This is a genomic window from Salinivibrio sp. ML323 (assembly GCF_001995745.1).
GTDB classification, from domain to species: Bacteria; Pseudomonadota; Gammaproteobacteria; order Enterobacterales; family Vibrionaceae; genus Salinivibrio; species Salinivibrio kushneri.
This window is the reverse complement of sequence record NZ_MUES01000005.1, coordinates 29,198-54,765: the sequence shown is the minus strand read 5'-3', so window position 1 is coordinate 54,765 and position 25,568 is coordinate 29,198. Positions and strand designations below refer to the sequence as shown.

Sequence of the window (25,568 nt, the reverse complement as noted above, 5' to 3'; positions counted from 1 at the left end):
TCCCTCAAAAACCGCGCTAAAGCGTGATGGAGCCGGCTAAGCTTTCTCCATCGTGCACAGTAGCGGATGGCCATGCTCTTTGGCATACATCATTACCTGTGCCACTTTCGTTTCAGCAACCTCGGCGGTAAATACGCCACAGACCGCTTTTCCTTCATAGTGCACCGTCAGCATGACTTGCGTCGCTTTGTCCACATCCATGGCAAAAAACGTCTGGAGCACATCGATCACAAACTCCATCGGAGTGTAGTCATCATTATTTAGCACCACCTTGTACATTGATGGTGGTTGCAACTTTGTTTTTTCTGACGATTCGGCCTCTGCGTCAGGCAAACCCCACTGGTTCCAATTACTCATAACTCATTCAATGCATTGTTAGGGTGTCTCGGTAAGTGATGTGGCGGGGCACTACTGCCATCCACGTTTCCCGTCCACCTATACTTAAAGTTAAGCCACAGATTGTATTCCAGCAACCTTTTCATTGCGAACATCGTTTGCCTGAGCAATTGTTAATCACCGTATTACACACTAGTCTCTCGCGCAGAATTTCGTTCACTGAGTACGACAAAAACCTACCATTCGTGCCTGCACTAGAATGCATAAAAATTAAGGCATACCGACTAACGACAAGCCGGTTAGCGGATCGCATCAAGCGTGATAGGTGAGCATAGACACACATCTCTCTCGACTCGAGAATATTCACTTCATTTTCATTTTTAAGCAGGCAGACTGCGTGAATCATGCCAATAGCGCTCACACTAATCCATACACTTAAGGAGGAAAAGAGCCAGTTATTAGAATAAAAAGTAATAGTTACGGCCTGTTATAGCATATCTATCACTGCAATCACACTTTTTTAATAGCGAAAACATCTGGAGAAAACCCTAAAAAACTATGCAACTAAGATGTCTGTTTCTGAATGAATAATTGCCACTTCCTCACACTTTTTCGATTTGATATTACATTACTGTTATAAGTTATACCCCACACTTGACTGCCTAAAAGTATCTACTAAAGTGGAACATGTGGTCGATAAACTCGCCATATCACTTCTGTTCATTGGCAAGGGTGAGGGTGCGACAGTACCGCGCTGGTCAAATTGACGAGGTGAAATGAACGCGTTTATCACAGGTATGCAAAGTTTGATGCAAGAAGGATGTGTCGCATGGAAACTGGTACAGTAAAATGGTTTAACAATGCAAAAGGATTTGGCTTTATTTGTCCGGTAGAAGGGGAAGGCGATGTGTTTGCCCACTACTCTACCATCCAGATGGACGGATATAAGACATTAAAGGCGGGACAAACCGTCAACTATGAGGTTCAGGAAGGACCCAAAGGCTACCATGCCAGTGAAATTGTGCCAGTCGATCAAGAAGCGGCGAAATAGCGCTGAATCCGGTCGGCCAAATAGAAAAGGCGAGCTTACGGCTCGCCTTTGTTGTTCTTTACCGCACTCAATCCTGTCTAGAGTAAGCCGAGCATCTGTTTGTAATGTCGGCGACACACAGAGACATACCGTTCATTGCCTCCAATCACCACCTGATCACCATCGGCAATGGCATTGCCTTCGCTATCTTGGCGAATGACTCGGCTCGCTTTACGCCCACAATGACACACGGTTTTCAGTTCAACGAGCTTATCGGCCCACGCCAGCAAGTATTGTGACCCTTCAAACAGCTCACCACGAAAATCTGTTCTTAACCCGTAGCACAATACGGGGATCCGCAGCTTATCCACCACATCAGTCAGCTCGAGCACTTGCTGTTTGGTTAAAAATTGGCTCTCATCAATCAATAAACAGTCAACTTTCTCTTGCGCCAAGATGGTCGCGACGTGTTCGAACAGCGACGTTTGATTGTCATACAGGTGGGCATCAGCTTCTAAGCCAATTCGCGAACTGATTTTTCCAACCCCATAGCGGTTATCAATCGCGGCGGTAAAAAGTAGAGGCTGCATACCGCGCTCTTGGTAGTTAAAGGCCGATTGTAACAAGGTGGTCGACTTACCCGCGTTCATTGCCGAATAATAAAAGTATAACTGAGCCATAACTGTCTCTACACCTAATGCCCATTGTGGGCGAGCTGGATTAAATAAACAGGCATGCTACCGCACTAGCAGAAAAAGAAAAGCCCCGCCAAGGCGAGGCTAGATAATTAACCGACCAATTTACACGGGCGCTTTTTAAGCCACATTAACCCAGCACATAGTGCAACGAACGCAAACACGGTCGTCACCAATGACCAGAGAAGTGACGCGGTAAAGCCTAACACCACGAAGCCGACGGTTGAGACAATCGCCCCACCAATGGCATAAGGGAGCTGAGTCGCGACGTGGTCAATATGTCCACATCGTGCCCCTGTTGAAGACAAGATAGTGGTATCAGAAATCGGTGAGCAATGATCGCCAAATACCGCCCCTGCCAATACTGCTGAGAGCATAGGTAGCATCAGTGCAATGTCTGTCGCCGCGGCAAGATCGCCCGCGATAGGAAGCATAATACCGAACGTTCCCCACGACGTCCCTGTGGCAAAGGCCATCACTGCCGCCAACAAGAAGAGCACTACAGGCAAGAGTTGCGCCGGTAAGTTCCCCTCCACTAAGGACGACAAATATTGACCTGTTTGTAGGTCGCCAATAATATGACCAATCGACCAAGCAAATAACAGAATGAGGATAGCGCCAAACATAGACTTTGCGCCCACCCAAAGGGTTTTCGCAATATCTGATACCGCTATACCTTGTTTCGCTGTCATCACCAAGGATACGGCTAAACCCGCGAGTCCACCCCATAGCAATGACATCCCGACATCGGTATTTTCAAACGCCCCGAGCAGAGAAAAGGATTGATCCTCGGCTGCCAATGCCAACCCGCCGGTATATAACATTGCACCCACCGTCGCCACGACGAGTACAATAATGGGGGCGACCAAATCAGCCACGCTGCCTTTATCACTTTCCTCAATCCCTAGGTCGTCGCAAATATCAGCGCAGTTTTCACTTTCATCGCCCAGTCGACTGCCTTTTTTCGCCTGATATTCAAACTGACGCATCGGGCCAATATCCAGTTGAAACCAAACCACCGCAAACACTAGCAGCAAGGCAAAAATGGCGTAAAAGTTCATTGGGATCATGGTGACAAATGCCCCTAGCGCCGTGTAATCCGTGACGCCATGTGCCACCAAAATAGAGCCAATCACGGTAATGATATAAGCCCCCCAGCTTGATGCCGGCGTGATCACACACATAGGGGCGGCCGTGGAATCAAGAATGTAAGCCAGTTTCGCTCGCGAGACGTGAAACCTATCTGTGACAGGGCGAGAGACGGCCCCCACCGCTAAGCTGTTGAAATAATCATCAACAAAGATAAATACGCCGAGAAACGCCGCGAGCAGTTTCGCCCCACGTTTACTCTTGATCCGGCTTTGCGCCCAATTGGCAAACGCGCGGGTACCTCCAGAAAGAGACAGAAGCGCGGTGATCATCCCGAGTAAAATAAGAAACGCGAGAATACTTAAGTTCCAACTATTTAAGCCTCCATCAGCGATAAATAGCCCAGTAATCACCTCAAGCAGGTACTGTCCGGAAGAGAGGATAGAAAAATCGGTCAGTAATACCGTACCCAGTACGATTCCCATACCCAAGGACAATAAAACCCGTCGTGTAGCAATCGCGAGGCCCAGAGCCAATAAAGGGGGAAGCAGTGATAAAGCGGATGAAGAAAAATCTGTTAAGTTCATGATCTCAGTGTCAACCAGGTGGTTGGAGATCTACTGCAGAAATGAAGACGGTAAGGCGTGGTATCACACGGCAAACAGCTTGCCTCCTACATACAGTAGCGCTCCATAGTGTATTTCCAAGTACTATGGCAGTGCTGCCCCTATTCGGTAACAGCCCCAGCTCAATCGGTGTGATGACCTGATTGGCTTCGGCGTTGCTTCCTTTTATGCACTCTCATCGGAATCACCCTCTTGTGCACGACTGATAAACAACGCACCTCTACGTTAAGCGTGGTGCATTCTACACAACGTGCTTACCATCGCAACTCTTTATGGTTGAAAAAGCATCGACTAAACCCCAGCTTACGCGGTGCCAATAAAATACGTCTCATCTTCTATTTTTTTAGACATTCGCTTCAAAAAGACAATAGAATTAAAGTCAAATTTGCAGTTAACTTGCAATTAATGCGCAATATGACGTATTAATATAGGCCATATTGTATATTTCAATTATACTGCTATCATTCTTTCAATTAACATATAAATCAAATAGGAACCAATAATGTCTGATGCAATGAAAGCCTTACTCAATTTGCGTAGCTTGCGCGCACTTGCCAAAGAAATGTCAACCGAACAACTTAATGAAGCATTAGAAAAACTTCAAACGGTTGTCGAAGAGCGTAAAGAGCTTGACCGTCAAGCCGAGGCAAAAGAAAAAGAACGTTTAGAGAAGTTAGAAAAATACCGTGCTATGTTAGAAGCCGACGGTATTGGCCCAGAAGAAATCGTGGCATTGTTAGGTGGTGCTTCGAAGAGTAAAGCCTCGGGTAAACGCGCAACACGTCCAGCAAAATATCAATATACGGGCGAAGATGGCTCACAAAAAACCTGGACGGGCCAAGGCCGCATGCCTAAAGTGATTCGCGAAGCGATTGAAAGCGGCGCGGCCAAGCAAGAAGACTTCCTCATCCCAGGTCAGGAAGCCTAAGTCCATATTCCCGCATAAAAAAAGAGGCGCTCAGCCTCTTTTTTTTATCCCTTAACCAAATTTAATTCTGTCCGCCAAATGGCTCACCGCTAACGCAAAGTAGTGCGAGCGATTCCATTTCAATAAGCTCTGGTAGTTATTATAAACAAGATAAGCCCTGCCTTTACCATCATCAGGCTGAATCAACCAAGCGTTGATATCGACGGCCGGTAACGCCTGACCATTCATTCGCCGTACCCCACGCGTCTGCCACTCACTCAATGAGTGTGCTTTCTCACTGTTGGTGCCAAGCAAAGTACGATCGATGCCTTCAGGGATCTGTACCTGCCGTCCCCACGTGTAGGTATCATCCCATCCCGCTTTTTTTAAGTAATTTGCAGCAGACGCAAAGACATCAGCTTCCGTTTGCCAAATATCTTTTTTGCCATCTTGGTTTCCATCGACCGCATAGTTAATAAACGAACTCGGCATGAACTGGCATTGACCCATCGCCCCAGCCCAAGAGCCTTTCATCGCTTCAGGCGCAATGTGCCCTTGCTCTAATATCGTCAGTGCGGCCATGGTCTCTTTGCGAAAAAAAGCCTCACGACGGCCATCAAAGGCTAATGTTGATAAGGCTTCAATGACATTATAACTACCCTGAAGTTTGCCAAAATTACTTTCTACACCCCATAAAGCCACAATAAAACGCGGCTGAACCTGGTACTGCTCACCAATGGCTTTCAAAGTGTCGTAATGTTCACGATACAGTTGTTTCGCTTGAGCGACTTTCCAATCAGGCACAGCACGCGGAATATACTCATCCAGCGTGAGACGTCGCTCAGGTTGATTTCGATCGGAGCTGACTGCACGCTCATGGTATTTAACGTCCTTAAAGGCACGCTCAAGTAACGCATCACTGATGCCCGCCTCACGTGCTTCGGCTTTTAAGGTGGTCACATACTGCTCGAATCCGGGCTTGGCCATCACAGGGCTCACCAAGAGTGCCGCCGCGATAGAGGCTGAAATCATACCTTTGCGCATAGTCATCCTTTTTACAGTTTTTCGTTTTTATTACGAATGGCCTGCAATGCCGCGTCAGGTGGCGGAGGCAATTGCACAAAAAAGCCATCACTTTGCAGGCTTTGTTTAACCTTATTGATGTCAACTGCTGCCAGTTTATCGCGCTTGTCTAAGTTGATCATCATGGCAAATTCGGGCTGCCCAAAGCTATTCATGAGTGCCTCGGGCACATCATCAAATTTATCTTTCTCTGCAAGATAAAGATAGGTGCCTTCTTTCTTTTTACTACGATAAATTGCGCAATACATCTCAAAAGTCCTCATGAGCGTGCCATATTACAGGCGATAGATTGTCATCTTGGGGTAAAGGTTTGTTAAGCTTTGCAGCAAAGTGTGTCAAAACACGTTTCTGCTGCCATTTCTCATTCAAATGTTAAAAAAACACCATTAAAGGGAGAAATGCCGCATCAACGGCAAACCCTGCTTGCCGCATTGGCGCTGTGAATATACCATGCTATCCAACGTCTGATAATGCGCGTCTGACTCGTGTTTAAATGACAAAACCGGGATCGAATAACATGCTCAAACAACCGGAGTTGAAAGGCTCAACCTTTACCCTTTCCGTCCTCCACCTCGTTGACGATAATTTTGCTGCCGCTGCCAATGTTTTGACAGAGAAAGTCACCCAAGCACCGGCCTTTTTTCAAGGCGCTCCTGTTGTCGCTGACATTAGCCGTCTATCACGATGCCCTGATATCGGTGCCTTAAAGCAGTGCTTACAAGCCACAGGCATGATTCTCGTTGGGCTGACCGGCGTCACCCACAATGATACACGTGAGCTTGCGCTGGATGCGCAATTAGCCGTGCTCAAGTCGAGCAAGCAATCCCGAGTTGCCGATCCGATTCAGCCGCCTGCAAAAGTGGTCACCGCCCCTGTGCGTTCAGGTCAGCAAATCTATGCAAAAAACGCCGACTTGGTGATCCTCAATCATGTGAGTGCCGGCGCGGAAGTGATTGCCGATGGCAGTATTCATATCTATGGCGTTTTGCGTGGCCGAGCCATTGCCGGTGCAAGTGGACAAAAACAAGCGCGTATTTATTGTCAGAACCTTCAGTCAGAATTATTGTCGGTAGCAGGAAGCTATTGGCTCAGTGATAAAATTCCATCAGAACATATAGAGCGGCCTTCTATGGTCTCGCTTAATCAAGAAAGCTTACACATTGACCCCCTCACGCTATAAGAGAATAAGGAAGAGGAATGGCACGAATCATTGTAATTACCTCCGGTAAAGGCGGTGTTGGTAAAACAACATCGAGTGCGGCATTGGCGACCGGGTTGGCCATGACAGGCAAAAAAACGGCCGTGGTTGATTTTGATATTGGCCTACGTAACCTCGATTTGGTGATGGGCTGTGAGCGCCGCGTGGTCTACGATTTTGTTAACGTCATTAACGGCGAAGCCAATCTGCATCAAGCACTCATTAAAGACAAACGCGTAGAAAATTTGTTTATTCTGCCAGCCTCTCAGACGCGCGACAAAGATGCGTTAACGAAAGAAGGTGTCGAGCGCGTTTTAAAAGACATGGATGAACTTGGCTTTGAATACATTATTTGTGATTCACCCGCAGGCATTGAAGCCGGCGCATTAATGGCGCTGTATTTTGCTGACGAAGCGATTGTGACCACAAATCCAGAAGTGTCATCCGTGCGCGACTCTGATCGTATTCTTGGTATTCTCGATTCTAAGTCACGCCGCGCAGAAAACGGCGAGGATCCGGTAAAACATCACTTATTACTCACTCGCTATAACCCCGCGCGTGTGACCAACGGTGAAATGCTCAGTGTTGAGGATGTAGAAGATATCCTGCGTATTCCACTGTTAGGGGTCATCCCTGAAAGTCAGTCTGTATTGCACGCTTCTAACAAAGGTGAGCCAGTGGTACTGGATCAAGAGTCTGATGCCGGCCAAGCCTATGAAGATGCTATTGCGCGCCTGCTGGGTGAAGAGCGCCCCTTCCGCTTTATTGAGGAAGAGCGCAAAGGTTTCCTAAAACGCTTATTCGGAGGCTAATGTGGCACTGCTTGAATTCTTCCGCCCATCAAAGAAAAAGTCGGCCAATATTGCCAAAGAGCGTTTACAAATCATTGTTGCCGAGCGTCGCAGTGCGGATAGCCCTGCGCCGACTTATTTGCCCCAGCTCAAGCAAGATATTCTAGATGTGATCCGAAAATACGTGGATATCGCACCGGACCAGGTGTCTGTCAGCCTCGAACAAGGCGATGATGATCTGTCCGTCTTGGAGCTGAACGTCACCTTGCCCGAAGAGGGAAAAGAGAGCTAGCTCTCAATCACAACGGGCGAATACAGAAAGCGGTGGTTCAAGGCCACCGCTTTTGTTTATGCGCGAGATGATGACGATGCCCCTGGGGCGTTAGGGATCATCGTCAGCAATGTTTCTCCCACTAATCGCAAGCGCCACCCCGAGGCTAAGTCAGGGCGTTTATCTTCTTGACACTCCTCTCGCCATACCCAAGTAATCAATTGATTAAGCTGCTTTTTGGAGCCAATAAACTCTGGCGCTAAGCCTGATCTATCGGCCTCGGCTTGCACCTGCTCCTTCATCGCTTTAATCACCGACTTATACCCGGGTTCATCAACTAAACGTGTGATGGCCGGCGGGCATTTGGCTAACGGGATTTTATCCGCTTGGGTGGCCAACTTTATCAAGGTTTGCGCATGATAGCGTACTTCAAATTTGTCGAACCCATGCTCGTTCATTTGCTCAACGGTACGAATACCATAACGCGCCATTTTCCAGAGGTTTTGCTCTTTAACGATAAAGTTAAGAGCCATATTCCGGCGACGCGCTTCCTTAGCTCGCCACTTGGCAAGGTTTTGCAATACCGCTAACTGTTGAGGCTTAAGCTGCCACGCATACTTAATATCGAGATAAGCCGCTTCATCCGGCTTTACCCACTGCTTTTTACGGCACAACAAACCACACTCTTCTACCATGGCGTCATGCCACTGCGTATCGGATAGGGCTTGCGTCAGCGCTTGATAAAGCGGCAGCAAGTAATAGACATCAGCGGCCGCATACTGTTGTTGCTTTTCGGTTAAGGGACGCGCACACCAATCAGTGCGCGATTCTCCTTTATCTAAGCTCACGCCGACATAACGCTCCACTAAGCTTGCGAAGCCCTCGGAGACGCCATGACCTAAAAAAGCGGCGACGATTTGGGTATCTATCATGGGAGTGGGCAATACGCCCGCGTAGTGCTGAAAAACCTCTAAGTCTTCGCTACTCGCATGTAACACCTTGGTGACCTGGGTGTCAGTCAACAGCGCCCATAACGGGGAAAGATCATCAATGGTTAGCGGGTCAACCAGCACCAGTTGCTCGCCGTCATAAATCTGGACCAGCCCCAGTTGTGCATAAAAGGTACGCGTACGGACAAACTCGGTATCAAGCATCACAACGGCTTGGTCTCGAAAATGTGCGCAGATATCGACCAGCTGTTGATCGGTGGTGATTTGTTGATAGTTCACAAAAAAGCCCATAAAGAAAATGCCGGCGAGGCCGGCATTTCGTGAGTCGTTATCGACAGTTTACCCTTTTCTGGTTCGGTTCGCATTAAGCTGACGCTTTTTGCTCGGTGGCTTGTGGTTCATCGCGTAGCTCTCGACGCAGAATTTTACCCACATTGGTTTTAGGCAGTTCATCTCTAAATTCCACTACCCGTGGCACCTTGTATCCAGTGAGGTGTTTGCGACAGTGCGCCACAAGATCATCTCGCGTAAGCGACGGATCTTTTTTGACCACACAAATTTTAACCACTTCCCCAGAATTCTCATCTGGCTGGCCAATGGCGGCAACTTCTAGCACCTTGTCATGCAACGCAACGACATCTTCCACTTCATTGGGATACACATTAAAACCAGAGACAAGGATCATGTCCTTTTTGCGATCGACAATATGCAAGAAACCATCATCATCGAACTGCACCACATCACCAGTGGCTAACCAACCTTGTTCGTCGATACTTTCTCGTGTCGCCTCGGGACGATTCCAATACCCTTGCATCACTTGCGGGCCACGCACTAACAACTCACCCGGCTGGTTGTCCGCCACATCGTCACCCTGATCATCGACGATGCGCACCTCGGTCGATGGCACGGGCAATCCAATGGAGCCGTTGTAGTCACGTAAATCATAAGGATAGGCCGCTACCAGTGGCGAACATTCCGTTAACCCGTATCCTTCAAGCAGATGCTTGCCAGTCAGCTTTTTCCAATTTTCCGCGACCGCCCTTTGCACGGCCATGCCACCACCGACGGTCAAGCGCAGGTTAGAAAAGTCCAACTCATGGAAGTCTTCGTTATGGAGCAGCGCATTAAACAGCGTGTTCACACCTGTAATGGCTGTAAACGGGTACTTTTGTAGCTCTTTGACAAAACCTGGAATATCGCGTGGATTGGTGATCAGTAGATTTTGCCCACCCATTTCAATAAACAATAGGCAATTCACCGTGAGCGCGAAGACGTGATAAAGCGGCAATGCGGTGACCACTAACTCCTCACCTGCATTAAGTACCGGCTGATACGTCCCTTTAGCTTGATAAACGTTAGCTAACATATTTCTATGCGTGAGCACGGCGCCTTTCGCCAACCCCGTGGTGCCACCGGTATATTGTAGAAACGCAATGTCTTCGCCTTTCAAAAAAGGCTTCACATATTGCATACGTCGGCCTCGGCGCAGCGCTTGGCGCATGGAGGTGGCATGCGGCAAATGATACTTAGGCACCATTTTTTTGACGTATTTGACCACGAAGTTAACCAGGGTCCCTTTGGCACGTGGCAACTGTTCGCCCAAACTGGTCAGTACCACGTGTTTAACCGGCGTATTGTCGACCACTTTCTCTAGCGTGTGAGCAAAGTTACTCACAATCACAATCGCTTTTGCTCCGGCATCCGTTAATTGGTGCTCAAGCTCACGAGGGGTGTATAACGGGTTCACGTTCACGGCCACACAACCGGCTCGTAAAATACCAAACAAGGCAATCGGATATTGCAGCAAGTTCGGCATCATAATGGCAACGCGATCGCCTTTTTTCAGTTTCAGCTCGTTTTGTAGATAGGCAGCAAACGCACGGCTGCGCTCTTCCAGTTTACGAAATGTCATGACCTGCCCCATATTCATGAAGGCAGTTTGATCCGCGTACTGCTGGACAGAATGTTCAAACATCTCGACCAAAGAGCGATGGGCATCTGGATCTATTTCCGCCGGCACATCCGACGGGTAACGATTAAGCCATACCTTTTCCACTGGCTTTCTCCTATGTGTTAGCTTGCAGGCTATTTTGCCTGCTTCGATCGACGCGAGGCATAATTCAAACAGGTGTTTAACCTGCCCACCATAGCGTTAACATTATTTTTACACGAGCATTTTAAGTGCGCGTTTGAATTTTGGTCACAAAATCCGTTATTAACGACACAGTTTGTTGCGGTTGCTGAAGGTGACAATGGTGTGTCCCGGGGATCTCAATGAGTGTCAATTGCTTAAACCACGTGGCTCGTTGCGCGGCATCGGCAGAGCGAAGCGCAGGATACCCATCTGTCGCGCGAATCGCCAGCACAGGGCATTCAATCGCTCGAATAATCGACTCTCCATGGCCGGGCGCCATGCGATACAGGGGCTCACCACCAAGTTTGGGATCATGACGCCAACGCACACCATGGCTGCATGTCTCAATCCCGCGAGCAACCAGTGGCATCAATAACTGACCGGCGACTTTATTAATGGATGCGCGCAATTGTAGCGCCTTCATCGCAGAATCAAAGAGACGTGGTGTTTTTTGCACTGAATTTAAGCGCTGATTGAGACTTTTCGCCATGCGTTCGGTGATTTTATGTTCAGGCTCAACAATAGGCCCCAATGCTTCTATCGAGATAACCCCCGCGATTGATGCTGGAAAGCTGGCTGCATAACAGCTGGCCACTAGGCCTCCCAATGAATGCCCCACCAATATGACGGGCCCCGTTTGCTCCGATTGCGAACAAGGTGTCTGGTGAAGGATTTGATGCAAACTGTCGAGATAATCGAAAAACGGGTAATGATAATCCCCGGCTTTATGCTCAGACAAACCATGCCCAGGCCAATCAAACATCAGTAACCCGTAGTCTTGGGGCAGCGTGGGGATCAGCGAATGAAAACTCGCCAGGTTGTCTTGCCAACCATGTAAAAAAACCAATGTTGGCGCTAAGCCGGTCGCCGGGCGTATTGCCGCTGCCACTGTCACATCATTAAGTCGCATCGAGGTCGGCGTTAAGCCAGACGATAACCCGAGTGCTGCCGGATCAGACGCCAATAATGCCTCGAATGTCTCCGTCAATGGCGGTGTCATCATCACGATCCCATTTGAGGGCTAATAAGGTAAACTAATCACGCTTTGCACCCGTCCCGTGCCAACGCCAATGCGCACTCGGGAGCAGTACAAGCCGTAGCAATAAGGTCTGTCATCATCAACCACATGCTGTTCAATATCCCACAGCTGATGTCCTTTTACCCTAAGCACGGGGTAATCATAGGAGTAATCCCCCACTTTTCCCGCCTGACGGCCCTGAAAGTCGCCCAACACCGTTATTGGCCGGCCTTTGGCATAATCAGCCGGTTCAATAAAGCCAGTAAAAATCGCTTTGAAGCGCCCCAGTGAAGAGGCATCGATATCAGGCCGACCCGCTGTCGACGTGGGCAAGGCCACGATTTCAACCACGGAGTCCTGCTCACGGTTATTCACCCCGACAATCAAGCCACCCAGGCGTACCTCTTCTCCTTGATTTGCTTGGGTCATTTTCGCGACCACCGGGTATTCGGTCACGGGCTGGTCCATCCGGCCTTTTAATGACTCAGGCAAACTGGTACAGCCACTCAGTAATAGCACGCCGCATAAGGCAAACAAGTAAGATTTCATATCAGGCTCCTTTCACGCCACATCATACATAGATATCGACGCCCACTAAGTTGATCAGTTCCTCTCGCCTGGCTTGATTTAACACCGCGAAATAGGAAGCCATCGCTTGACGGCCGCGACCGTCCGGCAAATCATATTGCACGTACTCTTGCTTCGCCTGCTCGGCTTGCGCAATCGCGGCGGGATCGACACGTTGGCGCACCGCCTTAGCCACCTGTGTCGTCTTGGGCGTTTGCTTGCGCGTGGTTTGCGGCTTTTTGCCTGTGCGCTGGGGGTGGTTAGGCCGGTTTGTCTGTGGGGAGGATACACCGTTAATCGATACCATATTCACGTCCTATGCTGCCGGCCTCATGGGGGTTATTCGCGCCCGGGTAACTTTTTCCAAGTGACTTTGTCCCGCAGATATGTGGGGCTAGCAAGTTCCGCTGCGACCATGTCTCCCGCATGATACGCATGCTTAGCAATCTCCAGCATATCTTGTGCTTGGGGGTATAACACCTCTGACGACGCCGTCTGCAATGCCAAGCGAGCGGCTAGATCAGGATAGGCTGCCCAACCGGTTCCTGCCAATGTCCACACTCCCTCAGTACAGTCAGGGGTGAGTGCTTCCGGGGCGACGACCCTCTCTTCACCGACACACTGCCATGCGCCAGTGTCAGTCCGCCGATATTGGCCGACATAGAGTTCACTCATACGCGCATCAATCGCCGTCAGTACTTGGGTCGCGTTGTGTAGCCGATAGCTTTGTGCTGCCATCGCTGCCAATGTTGAGACACCAATCATGGGTACATCCGCCCCAAACGCTAAACCTTGTGCAATACCAATGCCAATACGCACACCGGTGAAGCTTCCTGGCCCGCGGCCAAACGCCAGCGCATCTAACTGCGCCAGTTCAACCCCCGCTTCTGCCAATACTTCATCAACCATGGGGAGGATCTTGTTGGTATGCTCACGCGGTGCAATTTCGCTGCGCGTGATAATCTGGTCATCACAGCACAGTGCGACAGAGCAGTTTTCGGTCGCCGTATCTACGGCCAATATTCGTAGCGTCATTTAACCCTCTATCGGTTGATCGAATGAATACGAGTTCATTATGTTGCTGTTGGTGTCACTGCCCGACAAAAAATCGTCGATGTGGTGTAAGTCCCGCGTGCGAGGGATCGCCGGCAAACTGCGCAAAAAGGTTGCGCCGTATGCGCGGGTCACCAATCGGTTGTCACAAATAACCAGTGCACCAAAATCTTGTTGATCCCGAATAAGACGCCCCACCCCTTGTTTTAGGGTGATCACCGCTTCGGGGATCTGTACCTGAGCAAAGGGATCGCCCCCTTGCAATTTACAATCTTCTATTCGTGCTTTTAATAAAGGATCATCGGGGGAGGCAAATGGGAGTTTATCGATGATCACACAACTAAGCGCTTGCCCACGCACATCAATGCCCTCCCAAAAGGCGCCCGTCGCCACCAGCAAGGCATTGCCCAACGACAAATATTCTGCCAATAGGCGCTGCTTGGGCATCTCTCCTTGCATGAGGACGGGCAATGACAGATGCTCACGAAACAGGGCTGATAGCTCTCGTACCATTTGATGCGACGTGCATAGGAAAAAGCAACGCCCTTGGTTACGTTCAATCACCGGTCCCAATAATGCGGCCAGTTTGTTGGCTCGACGAAAACTATTGGTTTCCGGCACGTGTCGGGGCACGCAAAGCCTCGCCTGATTGGGATAATCAAAGGGGCTTTCCAGCGTCATTTGCTGCTTAGCGTCAATCCCTAGGCGGTGGTTAAAGTGCGCGAAGTCGCCTTCAACGGCCAAGGTCGCGGAGGTAAAAATCCAAGCGCCCCCCTGTTCGGCCATTTGCTCACGAAAACGATCCGCCACCGATAAGGGGGTAATATTGAGGCTAAAGTGATGCCGCGTACATTCGTACCAGTAGGAGTACCCGGTGATTGAGGTGTCTTTTAAGCGTGCAAGCCGCGCTTTAAATAAGGTAATCCGATCAAACGCAGCGTCAAGCAATTGACTTCGGCCGAGTGATAGTTTTACCACGTCATGGGCAAGATCGAGCGCGTCAGCCAATCGTACCAACTCTTTCTCTACGCTGGGCGAAGCCTGAAGTTCACGCCAATTACCTCGATATCCGGGCTCGCCCATCACCAAGCGCATATCCATCGCCGCTTGCGAAAGGCGATCAGCGACTTTTTCCAGTTGACGCGTATCCCGTAGCTCAGTGCGATAGGCGATATGAATGTCTTTGGCAACATCTTGCAATTGTCGACTAGATAGCGATTGACCAAAATACTGACTGGCGATATCGGGCAGCTGGTGCGCTTCATCAAACACCATCACGTCTGCTTCTGGGATCAACTCGCCAAACCCCGTTTCTTTGATGGCCACATCAGCCAAAAAGAGGTGATGGTTAACCACCACCACGTCGGCATCCATCGCACGACGCCGCGCTTTAACCACATAACAGTCTTCATAGCTTGGACAGTCTTTACCAAGGCAATTGTCATTGGTAGACGTCACTACAGGGATCAGGGGGCTATCTTCAGCCAGTGCGTCACACTCGCTCAGATCCCCCGACTCGGTATACGACGACCACTCACGAATTTTAACCAGCTGACTCAATTGCCCAGGCTCGCTGTCGGGACGATGGCACTCACTAATTTGTCGCTCGAGTCGCTCTGGACACAGGTAATTAACGCGACCTTTCAATAAGGCGGTCGTCCCTGTGTAGCCCAAGGCTGACTTCATCAGCGGTAAATCACGGTGGTAAAGCTGCTCTTGCAGATTTTTCGAGCCAGTGCTGATGATGGCCTTTTTACCACTTAATAAAACAGGGGCGAGATAGGCATAGGTTTTCCCGGTTCCTGTGCCCGCTTCCACCACGAGCTGGCCTTGGTCACGAATGGCCGTATCAACAGCAATCGCCATATCTGTTTGCGGCTGGCGAGGCACAAAACCATCAATCGCTTTAGCCAGCGCACCGGTGTCTGAGAAAACCTTACGGATCATTGTATAAATACACAGGGGGAAAGCCGCCATTATGCCAAACCCCTCTACGGGATGAAACCACTCCCCTGAGAAACCCGTGACGCATCGTAAAATCACTTTGACCTTGCGGCTGAGACAGGGTACAACCGAGGGTTTAGTCATCAGCAGTACACGACCAACATGGAACGAAAAACACTTCTCACGGACTGTCCTGACGCTCAAGGGCTCATCGCGACCATCACCAACATTTGCTATAAACATCAGCTCAACATTATTCACAACCGAGAGTATGTTGATAATGTCACTGGGCAGTTTTATATGCGCACTGAGCTAGAGGGGATTTTTAACGATCACACCCTGCTTCTCGACCTTGACCATGCGCTACCGCCTGGCAGCCAGCGCCAGCTGATTAGCTCGCGCCGCAAACGCGTCGTCATCATGGTCACCAAAGAATCCCACTGCCTCGGCGACATTTTAATGAAAGCTTATGATGGCTCGCTCGAGATTGATATTGCCGCAGTGGTGGGTAATTACGACAAACTACAACATCTGACTGAGCGTTTTGATATTCCTTTTCACTATGTCAGCCATGAAGGTCTGAGCCGTGAAGAGCACGAGCAAGCGATGCTCAAAGCGATTCAATCCCATCAGCCTGACTACATTATTCTCGCGAAATACATGCGAGTTCTGACGCCTGACTTTGTCGCTCAATATCCGCATCGCATCATCAATATTCATCACAGCTTTTTACCTGCCTTTATCGGGGCCCGTCCCTACCACCAAGCGTTCGAGCGTGGGGTCAAAATCATTGGCGCGACGGCGCATTTTGTCACCAATGACTTGGACGAGGGCCCGATTATTGGCCAAGACGTGATTCATGTTGATCACAGCTTTAGCGCACAAGATATGGCCAAAGCAGGTCGAGATGTAGAAAAGAGCGTACTAAGTCAGGCTATCGAGTCTGTCACCGAGGACCGTGTGTTTGTCCATGGCAATAAAACCGTGATCTTGTAAAACGACAACATTGGTTGAGCCAGTGCTTAAGCACTGGCTTCGCTGGCAATGATTGGCGCGAGTGAATAAGGAGGAAAGGCCAGCACTTCTAGCAACTGATTGATTTTATCTGTAAAAGCTGCTTGATCTCGCATCAGGGATGTCCAATTGCTGGCATCATGCACAGTGACCTCTCAAGGTTTTAAGGTGCTCGTTGTCTTCCAGTCGCGAAAGATATCAAGGATGGTGTTGAATAACTATTGCCAATGCCTGCTGTTTTATGGGTATCATTAGGGATAATCCGCGTCGATTGACGTCATGGTTCGCAACAATACAGCATCCCGCCAACACTGTGTTTGCACGCTTGGTTACGTGGCAGTGCAGTGTTGGCGGATTCTTGTATTAATAAGCTGGAAGCCCACAAAACGGGTCATTCATAATCAGCCCGGCTAGTAGTAAAGGTAAGCAAGTGAATATTCAAAGTCTTCTTAACGAAAAAGTGTCTGCCGCGATGGTTGCGGCGGGTGCGCCTGAGGGCACGCCAGCGGCAGTGCGTCAGTCTGCGAAGCCACAATTTGGTGACTATCAAGCCAATGGTGTGATGGGCGCAGCCAAAAAGCTCGGTACAAATCCCCGTGAATTTGCCCAGAAAGTGTTGGACGCCCTCGATTTAGGTGATGTGGCGAGTAAAACAGAAATCGCTGGTCCTGGCTTTATCAATATCTTTTTGAATGATCAGTGGCTGGCAAAGCAAGCGGATGCCGCCCTGTCGGACGCACGCCTCGGTGTCGACAAACAAGACACACAAAACATTGTGGTGGACTATTCAGCCCCCAACGTGGCAAAAGAAATGCACGTTGGCCACCTTCGCTCCACCATTATTGGTGATGCTGTCGTACGCACACTGGAGTTTTTGGGTCACAACGTCACCCGCGCCAACCACCTAGGTGACTGGGGAACCCAGTTCGGCATGCTCATTGCCAACTTAGAATTACACGAGTCACGCGGTGACGATATTTCCATGGAACTTGGCGATATCGAAAATTTCTACCGTGAATCCAAAGCCCGTTACGATGAAGATGACGCCTTTGCTGCAACAGCGCGCGACTACGTGGTTCGCCTGCAGCGCGGCGATGCCTATTGCAAAGAAAAGTGGGAAAAACTGGTGAAAGTGACGTTGGAGCAAAACCAACGTAACTATGATCGCCTGAATGTCTCATTGAGCAATAAAGACGTGATGGGTGAAAGTCTGTATAACGATATGCTGCCCGGTATTGTTGAAGACTTAAAAGCCAAAGGGATTGCCGTAGAAGACGATGGCGCGCAAGTTGTCTTTCTCGACGAATACAAAAACAAAGACGGCGAACCAATGGGTGTGATCATCCAAAAACGTGATGGTGGCTATTTGTATACCACCACGGATATTGCTTGCGCTAAATATCGCTACGAGCAGTTCAATGCCGACCGTGTGCTCTACTTTATTGACTCACGCCAGCACCAGCACCTGATGCAAGCGTGGACCATTGTACGCAAAGCAGGCTATGTGCCGGACTCGGTCAGCCTTGAGCACCACGCTTTTGGCATGATGCTCGGCAAAGACGGTAAACCCTTTAAGACACGCTCAGGTGGCACCGTTCGTCTTGCTGACTTACTCGATGAAGCAGAAACACGTGCTAAAGCGCTGATCGCTGAGAAAAATCCTGAGATGGATGCTGAGACGCAGCGCGATATCTCAACCACGGTGGCGATGGCAGCCGTCAAATATGCCGATCTGTCAAAGCATCGTACCACAGACTATATCTTCGACTGGGATCACATGCTGGCCTTCGAGGGCAACACCGCCCCTTATATGCAGTATGCCTATACCCGTGTGGCGTCAGTCTTTGCCAAGTCTGGGGTTGACCGTGATGCGCTCGACGGTGAAATGCTGATTGAGCATGAGAAAGAAAAAGCGCTGGTCGCCAAACTGCTTCAGTTTGAAGAAGCGGTTAAATCGGTAGCGCGCGAGGGTCAACCTCACCTGATGTGTAGCTATCTGTTTGAGCTGGCTGGTTTATTCTCCAGCTTCTACGAAGCGTGCCCTATCTTGCTTTCTGAAGGGGACACTCGCCAAAGCCGCCTCAGAATGGCGGCATTGACGGCCAAGACCATCAAGCAAGGCTTAGATCTGTTGGGGATCGACACGCTTGAGCGCATGTAACCAGGTTGGCTTATCTGTGTTGTTCGGATAAGCACAGAAGCGCTGCGCCCACTTATTGCAAGTGGGCGCTTTTTTATCCCTGACCAAAATGCTGATCCGTTTCGCTAAGCCATAATCGTTCCTCGGGGGTCGATAACCGTCCCATCACCGCATTGCGATGAGGAAATCGACCAAAGGTGGCGATGATGTCGTAATGTTGGTGTGCATAATCAAAACATTGTTGGTACCAAGCTGTTGCCTCCCCATTCACTTGCTGACGCAGTTGATCAAACCGAAACAATGCTTCTTCTTGGTCTGTTTCTTCTTCAGCATGCTCTAAAGGGAGATAGAAGAACACCCGCTGAAGCGGCGTTAAGGCTTGGTCGTCGCCTTTCGCCAGCCCTGCCTTACATAGCGCCAACGCCAAGGCATCATATCGATAGGCGGCTGCCAACCCGCGATATAAGTTTCGCGGGAATTGATCGAGCAGAATAATCAATGCCAAACGCCCCTCAGGGATCTGGGCCCAGTCATTTAATGCGCCCGCGCCAGCGGCACTGACCCAAGATTGGAATCGCTCGCGAATCGCATCATCAACGTCTTGGCGACCGCCAAACCATCGTGCCTGCGCGGCGGACGAAGGAACCGACTCACTACGCTCGTCGCCAAACCAAAAAGCTAGGACGTCTTGATAGTGCATGCCACCTCCTCTCGCATTCGTCGACACATTTAGCTTTCAACATTGTGTTAAGCGTACTTGCTTTTTGTTTCTTATGAGGCGAATCCGCCTATTCGGTGAGGAGTTTGTGACCCAAAAGCAAGTTGTGATGTAAGCTAAGCACTCGCATTGCAATCAGGAGTTTATATGTCCTTTGTTCTCCACTCACGATTAGCCGCCGATAGCGCGTATGTCGGTGATTTCCCTCTTTGTCAGTTACGCCTTGCGCATGCCGATATTGGTCCATGGCTTTTGCTGATCCCACGTAAGCGGGACATCGAAGAAATTCACCACCTTGACGATACTGAGCAGCAATCGCTGTGGCAAGAGTCGGCCATAGTCGCGCGCTGTCTTGAGCGTTTATTTCACCCTGACAAACTCAATATCGCCGCGATTGGCAACCTGGTTCCCCAGCTCCATCTCCACCATGTTGCTCGGTTTAAAACGGATCCGGTATGGCCAAATCCGATTTGGGGCCACCTACAAGTGGGGCATCGTCCTCGTGAACAAGCCCAGCCCCTCATCGACCAGCTGAGAGAGACCCTCGCCGCCAGTGGATTAGTCATCAAGGCGTAAGTGCACTTCGTTATTTTCGTCAAAACCAAAATAAAAACGGCATAAGTAATTGTATATAAATAGGTTAACCGAAGATCTGTCAAAATAAGATTGGCGGTTTCGTCATAACAATACCCGCTCACATTAGGGTATATTGACGCCACTGGTTAAGGGAGTACACATCTGACCAGCCCCTTTTTTACCAGGGCGGTTCCCCGCCCTCGGCAGCAAGCGAAGGTGTCGTTGACACCCGTGGCATGGCTCCCCGGTTATGCCACGTTTTCTTTTACACGTATTTCGTTACCTGAGGTTTCACACCGGCGCTAGTCATCGATATCTGCCACGGTCACATCAGTCGTCGCGCGTCGATAATGCGAGGGACTGACACCAAAGTAGCTTTTAAATCGTTGGCTAAAGTAGGCCGGATCGCGATAGCCACACGCTTCAGCCACATCCGCCACGGCATGGCCATGTTGCAAGCGCGTAGCGGCATCACTCAGCCGTTTCTGCGTCACATAAGCGGTCACTGTCACACCAAAATACTGTCGACACTTACGTTGCAAATTACGCTCTGACATCGCTAACGCGCCAGCTATCTGAGCCATTGAAAAGTCAGGATCTTGGTACCTAGCCGCGATAACATTCTCAAACTCGGCGGTCCATCGCTGATTGGCTTGGTCTGAATCCAGCGCCAGTGATGAGGGCGATTCACATCCACGAGGATATGTAGCAGCTGCGATGTCATCCCGCGACCCAGATGTGGGCACGCTCGATGTGTCTATGTGCACCGCCGACAAGTGACGTTGTCTCAAGGCTAAGATGACAGCCGCAAGCACCAGGCTCACAAAGCAGGCCAGTACCATGCCATTGATAATGTGAGGCAATAGAGGCAGAGAGACAGAGATGTCTAACACAGTATGGGAGGCGCCATCACGCGGGATAGCAATACGTAATTGATAGTGCCCGCCCACCATATTGGCCAAGGAAATCGTATCACTACCGGTTTGCTGCCAAGCAGCCAATTTATCAGCCATTGGCTGCCCAGCGTGCTGATAAGGCACGAGCTGATAATGTACGCGTGTCACTTGTCGTTCGGGTGGCCAACTCCCCCACGCGAGATAGGCGGGGCTTTGCTCGAGTAATGTCACCGCCGTTTGCTGTCGAGGGCCAATACGCCAACGCTTACGTTGCTGCCAAACAGCGCCAATCACGACGTTTGGCGGTTTACGCAAAGAAAAAGCCAATTGGTCAGTATCTATCTGGTAGGTATAATCCCCTGCCAGCAGCGTGAGCTGATGGGCTTGGGTCGCGTAACAGGCTACTTTTTCTGCCTCAGAGGGGAGACGAAATGTGCGCACAAACCCTCGCGGAGCAATGTGTACCAATGCTTGGTTGCTGTACGCCCATATGCCATCGCGGTTACCCGTGACACAGTGGAATCGCTCACCGGGTAATGACAAGTAAACCAATGACGCGGCGTCTGGCGCGCTAGGATCGTATTGGTATAAGCCATGGGCACTGGTGAGCCACAAACGACCTCGTTCGTCGGTATACATATCCTGCACAGGTAGCCGGTCTTTTGCCAAGGGGACCGACTTAAACTGCCCCTCTCGATACCGTGTTAACCCATGCTGATCACGGATCCAAACATTGCCGCGGCCATCATCATAAAAGCCTAACACCTTACCCGCGTGATGAGGCTGCCATCGTGTGCCATAACTGATTAGCGTCATTGTGTCCGGCCAGTAGCGCATCACCTGATCGTCAACCGATAACCAGATTGTACCCTCGGCATCAGTATACAAATGCTCAGCAGGCAGGGTTGCCAACCGATCGGGGATGACGATGCTTGCCCCTGTTAGCGTATTAATCCCTTGCGTACCTGACGGTGTTGACCACCAAAGGCGCTGAGCGTCTCGGGTAGCACTGAGGTATTTGTCGCTTGGTACGACCGAGGGCGACGGTAGAGTGCGATACCCACTTAAATCGCGCCAACTGTCCCCCTCTAGCGCCCAAGGGTTACTTTGCGCCATAAAACCATGAGTAAACACGCTGGGAAAGACGCGGTGTTGATGAGTGATCCAACGTTGCCCTGGTGCACGGTAACGTGTCGCCTGATCGGTTGAAAACCAGATCCCACCCTCAAAATCTGCCCATAAAAAAGTAATGCTTTGGCCAGCAATCCGCTGATCGCCTGGCTGCCAAGCCGGCGTCGCGACGCCATCGAGGGAAAGTCGAAATAACCCATTGTGATTAGCGGCCCACAACCCGCCCGAGCCGACCGTCATTCTATGGTAGTTCCCACGTGTATTCAGCACGTGCTGGGCTTGTACTTGATTGCCCGACACTGCCAGCAGATAAACACGCTTTTCGGTACTGACCCATGCTCTGTCTTGTTTCGCCGTGATCGCTGTAATCGGCGTAGAAAAACGTGTCAGTTGGCGTATTCCCCCGTCGCTGAGTTGATATAAGCTTGTCCCGACCGCAAACAGTCGATGGCCCGCCGTGAACCACACATTATTGGCACGCCACGGACCCGTTCGCCACACGTGAAATGCCTTATCTTCCCGTTGATAGACGCTTATCTGGCCGCTTTGAATGTGCCATAGCGTATTATTGATCGTCGCCAGTCGTGGCGATTGGCGCGGGTGAGGCGCAGAATCAGTGCGCGTCTGTGCAACGGCATCGGGCAATGGGAAAGCGGTAAGCGTATTGGTACTTGGCTGGAAACGATAAACATGTTCTCTCCCTGCCATCCAAAGCGCCTGGTGAGCATACGCAATGGTCAGTATCTTTTCATCAGGCAAGGTAAGGGCATCGTTGAGTGGATGACGCTGATGGCCATCAAAAAAATAAATGCGTCCTTGGCTATCCAACAGCCACATACCGCCAGATGACTGCACCGCCACATCACGGACATCACCGAGGCCATTAAGACCGCCGTATGACTGAAACGATGAGAGCAACGCATCATGCGCCTGCAAAGGTAGGCAAGGAAAGATGAGAGCCAGCCATAACAAACAGAGACATTGGCGTTTCATGTACGAGAAGAGAGACAGGTTGCAGGATTTAGTGACGTAGTGTCGTGCGACCTGCCTCTAAATAAAACCCTGCAACCCTAAATGTGAGCTAGGCCTCACATAATTGACACTCATTACCCATTTAATCGCTGCGCCAACGCCTGATGGGCACGTTTAGCTTGACGCTGAAACGCCCTACGCTCGTCATTAGGAACCGGATGCGCTTCAGGCAGCGGCACCTTCATCGCATTGACTGGATGGCCATATTTGAGCAATTCGAAATGAAGATGGGGCCCCGTTGAGCGACCGGTATTACCACTCAAACCAATTCTCTGCCCCATCGACACATGATCGCCCGGCTTCACTAAAATCCGGTTTAAATGTAAGTATCGGGTAGAATACTCACGCCCGTGTTTGATCACCACGTAATTACCCGCTAACCGATGTTTGCGTGCTTTAACGACAACACCATCACCGGCGGCCAATACTGAGGTACCGACTGGCGTCGCGAAGTCAGTGCCATTATGCGGTGAAATACGCCCGGTGATCGGGTGTTTACGATGTGGGTTGAACGATGAGCTAATACGATAGCGCTTTGCGGTGGGATAACGACGGAGCGCGCGATCCAGACTCTGCCCTTGCTGATCATAAAAGCGTCCATCATGATGACGATAGACAAAAATGTCTCGACCGCCCGACTTGTAGAGCATGGCCGTGACCTTACCCGATGACACGGGTTTATTGTCAATAAACTCTCTGTTTACTTGTACCGCAAACTGGTCGCCGCGACGCGATTGACGTCCGAAGTCAAACCGCCACTGTAGCGCCGAGACCAGATTTTGAATCTGATTAGGCGTGAGTCCCGATTGGCGCGCCTGCTGATAAAAGCTACTGTTCACCCGTCCAATCAAGGTCACACTTTCAAACTCGCCTTTGGTTTCCAAACGCTGATAGTCAACGGTATCTTGTCCGAACTGGTAGTCGTCACGATATTTAATCGATTGATAAACGGTGAACGTCAGCAGTTGACCTTCCTCGTCAACTTGCCACTCCATTTTTTGGCCACGGCGAATATCGCCAGCTTTATCGTTCACATCCAGCATTTGGTAAAGCTGACCGATCGACAGACCATACTGTGAGAAGATCTCGCCGAGTGTATCCCCTGCCGCGACGGTGTGGTGATGAACACGGGGCGCCTCAGATGTGATGTCTTGCTCGAGCGCATCTTCAGGCACACTCAAAGCAGGATCATCAGCATCCAACCCTTGTTCAATCGGTTCACTGTGATCCACTGTCGCCGGCTCTTGGCGTTGATTGACCGCCGGCAATGATTGCCGTTCTTTGGAAGAAAAAGGATGGGGCTGCCACATCAGGGCAGCGCCAACTAAAAGAGATAATGAAGCAAGGGCCAGCTTGTGCTGGCGAGGAAGTCTGGCTGTCACAGCGAGCCAGTTAGTCAGTAGTTTCATGCTTTAAACAACGTGTGAAACGATTTCCTAAATCTTTTAAAAACACCTGATAACTATCAGACGCTACCGGAATGGATGTCGCCAATGGATCTAAGGCAAGTACATTGACGTCATTGTGTCGTGTCACAGCATCAATCAGTGCGGGATTAAACTGCGGCTCAGTGAAGATACAGGTCGCATCGTGATTAAGCAAACCTCGGCGAATAGTGACTAAGGTTTTCGCGCCCGGCTTTTGACTTGGGTCAACCGTAAAGTGGCCTGTTTTTTCCAAGCCAAATGCATCTTCGAAGTAACCGTAGGCATCATGAAAGACAAAATAACCCGATTGAACTTTGGTGGAGAGATCTTGCTGAATATCGGCAACGGTTTGATCAAGCTGTTCATTAAAGCGAGTCAGGTTGGCCTGATATTGCTCTGCTTTATCAGGCGCGGCCTCAATCAGTGCGTCTGTAATGGCTTGCGCCGCGACTCGGGTCGTTTTTGGTCCCAACCAAAGGTGCGGGTCAATATTGTGCTCGCCATGATCGTGACCATGATGATGATGGTGCCCGCCATCAAAATGGCGCAAAGGCATATTCTCGACCTGCGTCAAGGTCAATACCGACGGTTTATCCACCAACAATTTAGACAGAAAAAGCTCTAGCTCGGGTCCTGCCCAGATCATCACATCCGCTTGGTTTAAACCGCGTATGTCCGATGGCTTTAGGGCATAGCTATGCGGTGAGGCCCCCGGCGGCAACAACACATCGACGGTATCGTCTTGTGTCACAAGCCCTGCCGCGATCAGCTGTAAAGGCTTAATCGATGTCATTACCGACATGGCTTGCGCAGGCAATGCCAGTAGTAGTGCAATAAATACCCCAATAATACGCGCAGTCATCTTTCCTCTCATTCTTATGTTTTCTCACTGGCGATAAATGTTATAATATAACAATTCTAATTCACAATGCTTTTTTCACT

At 50.1% G+C, this 25,568-nt stretch carries 24 protein-coding genes and 1 riboswitch; of the genes, 8 read left to right on the top strand and 16 right to left on the bottom strand.

Annotated features, from left to right (window positions below; genetic code table 11):
- Positions 1 to 36: 36 nt before the first annotated feature.
- Positions 37 to 357 carry an ATP-dependent Clp protease adapter ClpS gene (clpS, locus tag BZG13_RS05195; RefSeq protein ID WP_046073527.1) on the bottom strand — a complete coding sequence of 107 codons (321 nt, stop codon included), beginning with the start codon at positions 355 to 357 and terminating at the stop codon, positions 37 to 39.
- 808 nt (positions 358 to 1,165) lie between these two features.
- Here clpS and cspD point away from each other — a divergent pair.
- Entirely contained in the window at positions 1,166 to 1,387 is a 222-nt protein-coding gene (gene cspD, locus BZG13_RS05190; RefSeq protein WP_046073528.1) for a cold shock domain-containing protein CspD, read from the top strand.
- Positions 1,388 to 1,464: 77 nt separating this feature from the next.
- Here the strand turns inward: cspD and BZG13_RS05185 are convergent, their stop codons facing one another.
- Together BZG13_RS05185 and BZG13_RS05180 are read right to left on the bottom strand one after the other, a co-directional pair.
- Positions 1,465 to 2,046, bottom strand: a complete 582-nt coding sequence (locus BZG13_RS05185) for a thymidine kinase (protein WP_046073529.1) — start codon at positions 2,044 to 2,046, stop codon at positions 1,465 to 1,467.
- Positions 2,047 to 2,153: 107 nt separating this feature from the next.
- Positions 2,154 to 3,737, bottom strand: a complete 1,584-nt coding sequence (locus BZG13_RS05180) for a Na+/H+ antiporter NhaC family protein (protein ID WP_077485598.1) — start codon at positions 3,735 to 3,737, stop codon at positions 2,154 to 2,156.
- Positions 3,738 to 3,825: 88 nt separating this feature from the next.
- Positions 3,826 to 4,007, bottom strand: a riboswitch (Lysine riboswitch).
- A gap of 271 nt (positions 4,008 to 4,278) precedes the next feature.
- Here BZG13_RS05180 and BZG13_RS05175 point away from each other — a divergent pair.
- A complete protein-coding gene (locus BZG13_RS05175) occupies positions 4,279 to 4,704 on the top strand; it encodes an H-NS family histone-like protein (RefSeq protein ID WP_069361433.1) in 426 nt (141 codons plus the stop codon).
- A 51-nt stretch (positions 4,705 to 4,755) separates the two neighbouring features.
- Here the strand turns inward: BZG13_RS05175 and BZG13_RS05170 are convergent, their stop codons facing one another.
- Together BZG13_RS05170 and BZG13_RS05165 are read right to left on the bottom strand one after the other, a co-directional pair.
- A complete protein-coding gene (locus BZG13_RS05170) occupies positions 4,756 to 5,727 on the bottom strand; it encodes a lytic murein transglycosylase (protein ID WP_077485596.1) in 972 nt (323 codons plus the stop codon).
- Between the two features lie 11 nt (positions 5,728 to 5,738).
- Complete coding sequence (locus BZG13_RS05165; RefSeq protein ID WP_069361431.1) at positions 5,739 to 6,014, bottom strand: YcgL domain-containing protein; 276 nt, start codon at positions 6,012 to 6,014, stop codon at positions 5,739 to 5,741.
- A 269-nt stretch (positions 6,015 to 6,283) separates the two neighbouring features.
- Between BZG13_RS05165 and minC the strand changes: the two genes are divergently transcribed.
- Genes minC through minE form a run of 3 tightly spaced genes read left to right on the top strand, consistent with a single transcriptional unit; the run spans position 6,284 to position 8,047 of the window.
- Positions 6,284 to 6,946 (top strand): septum site-determining protein MinC, encoded by a 663-nt coding sequence (gene minC / locus BZG13_RS05160; RefSeq protein WP_077485594.1) that lies wholly within the window; start codon positions 6,284 to 6,286, stop codon positions 6,944 to 6,946.
- Between the two features lie 17 nt (positions 6,947 to 6,963).
- Positions 6,964 to 7,776: a septum site-determining protein MinD gene (gene minD, locus BZG13_RS05155; protein ID WP_069361429.1), complete on the top strand. Its 813-nt coding sequence runs from the start codon at positions 6,964 to 6,966 to the stop codon at positions 7,774 to 7,776.
- Position 7,777: 1 nt separating this feature from the next.
- Positions 7,778 to 8,047 (top strand): cell division topological specificity factor MinE, encoded by a 270-nt coding sequence (gene minE, locus BZG13_RS05150; RefSeq protein WP_046073536.1) that lies wholly within the window; start codon positions 7,778 to 7,780, stop codon positions 8,045 to 8,047.
- Positions 8,048 to 8,103: 56 nt separating this feature from the next.
- Here the strand turns inward: minE and rnd are convergent, their stop codons facing one another.
- From rnd to BZG13_RS05115, 7 genes are all read right to left on the bottom strand, one after another.
- The gene (rnd, locus tag BZG13_RS05145; protein WP_077485759.1) at positions 8,104 to 9,255 is read right to left on the bottom strand and encodes a ribonuclease D; all 1,152 of its coding nucleotides are present in this window, start codon (positions 9,253 to 9,255) and stop codon (positions 8,104 to 8,106) included.
- An 85-nt stretch (positions 9,256 to 9,340) separates the two neighbouring features.
- Positions 9,341 to 11,032, bottom strand: coding sequence for a long-chain-fatty-acid--CoA ligase FadD (fadD, locus tag BZG13_RS05140; protein WP_069361428.1), 1,692 nt, complete (start codon positions 11,030 to 11,032; stop codon positions 9,341 to 9,343).
- Between the two features lie 121 nt (positions 11,033 to 11,153).
- Entirely contained in the window at positions 11,154 to 12,113 is a 960-nt protein-coding gene (locus tag BZG13_RS05135) for an alpha/beta fold hydrolase (protein WP_241824778.1), read from the bottom strand.
- Between the two features lie 18 nt (positions 12,114 to 12,131).
- Positions 12,132 to 12,677: a Slp family lipoprotein gene (locus BZG13_RS05130; RefSeq protein WP_069361427.1), complete on the bottom strand. Its 546-nt coding sequence runs from the start codon at positions 12,675 to 12,677 to the stop codon at positions 12,132 to 12,134.
- Positions 12,678 to 12,699: 22 nt separating this feature from the next.
- A complete protein-coding gene (locus BZG13_RS05125; protein WP_069361426.1) occupies positions 12,700 to 13,002 on the bottom strand; it encodes a hypothetical protein in 303 nt (100 codons plus the stop codon).
- Between the two features lie 32 nt (positions 13,003 to 13,034).
- Positions 13,035 to 13,730, bottom strand: coding sequence for a tRNA (adenosine(37)-N6)-threonylcarbamoyltransferase complex dimerization subunit type 1 TsaB (tsaB, locus tag BZG13_RS05120; protein ID WP_077485592.1), 696 nt, complete (start codon positions 13,728 to 13,730; stop codon positions 13,035 to 13,037).
- Positions 13,731 to 15,695, bottom strand: coding sequence for an ATP-dependent DNA helicase (locus BZG13_RS05115; RefSeq protein ID WP_077485589.1), 1,965 nt, complete (start codon positions 15,693 to 15,695; stop codon positions 13,731 to 13,733).
- Between the two features lie 159 nt (positions 15,696 to 15,854).
- Between BZG13_RS05115 and purU the strand changes: the two genes are divergently transcribed.
- Together purU and argS are read left to right on the top strand one after the other, a co-directional pair.
- A complete protein-coding gene (purU, locus tag BZG13_RS05110) occupies positions 15,855 to 16,688 on the top strand; it encodes a formyltetrahydrofolate deformylase (RefSeq protein ID WP_069361423.1) in 834 nt (277 codons plus the stop codon).
- Between the two features lie 448 nt (positions 16,689 to 17,136).
- Positions 17,137 to 18,867, top strand: a complete 1,731-nt coding sequence (argS, locus tag BZG13_RS05105) for an arginine--tRNA ligase (RefSeq protein ID WP_077459555.1) — start codon at positions 17,137 to 17,139, stop codon at positions 18,865 to 18,867.
- 73 nt (positions 18,868 to 18,940) lie between these two features.
- Here the strand turns inward: argS and BZG13_RS05100 are convergent, their stop codons facing one another.
- On the bottom strand, positions 18,941 to 19,546 hold the full coding sequence (locus BZG13_RS05100) for a DUF924 family protein (RefSeq protein WP_077485587.1): 606 nt from the start codon (positions 19,544 to 19,546) through the stop codon (positions 18,941 to 18,943).
- A 165-nt stretch (positions 19,547 to 19,711) separates the two neighbouring features.
- Here BZG13_RS05100 and BZG13_RS05095 point away from each other — a divergent pair, with 165 nt between their 5' ends.
- Entirely contained in the window at positions 19,712 to 20,140 is a 429-nt protein-coding gene (locus BZG13_RS05095; protein WP_069361420.1) for an HIT domain-containing protein, read from the top strand.
- Positions 20,141 to 20,442: 302 nt separating this feature from the next.
- On the opposite strand, the gene BZG13_RS05090 is transcribed toward BZG13_RS05095, so the two are convergent.
- The 3 genes from BZG13_RS05090 to znuA all read right to left on the bottom strand — a co-directional run bounded on the left by BZG13_RS05090 (position 20,443) and on the right by znuA (position 25,488).
- A complete protein-coding gene (locus tag BZG13_RS05090; RefSeq protein WP_158074866.1) occupies positions 20,443 to 23,139 on the bottom strand; it encodes an AraC family transcriptional regulator in 2,697 nt (898 codons plus the stop codon).
- A gap of 134 nt (positions 23,140 to 23,273) precedes the next feature.
- Positions 23,274 to 24,608, bottom strand: coding sequence for a murein DD-endopeptidase MepM (gene mepM / locus BZG13_RS05085; protein WP_077485583.1), 1,335 nt, complete (start codon positions 24,606 to 24,608; stop codon positions 23,274 to 23,276).
- Positions 24,592 to 25,488: a zinc ABC transporter substrate-binding protein ZnuA gene (gene znuA / locus BZG13_RS05080; RefSeq protein ID WP_077485581.1), complete on the bottom strand. Its 897-nt coding sequence runs from the start codon at positions 25,486 to 25,488 to the stop codon at positions 24,592 to 24,594. The genes mepM and znuA overlap by 17 nt, the downstream gene beginning before the upstream one ends.
- Positions 25,489 to 25,568: the final 80 nt, after the last annotated feature.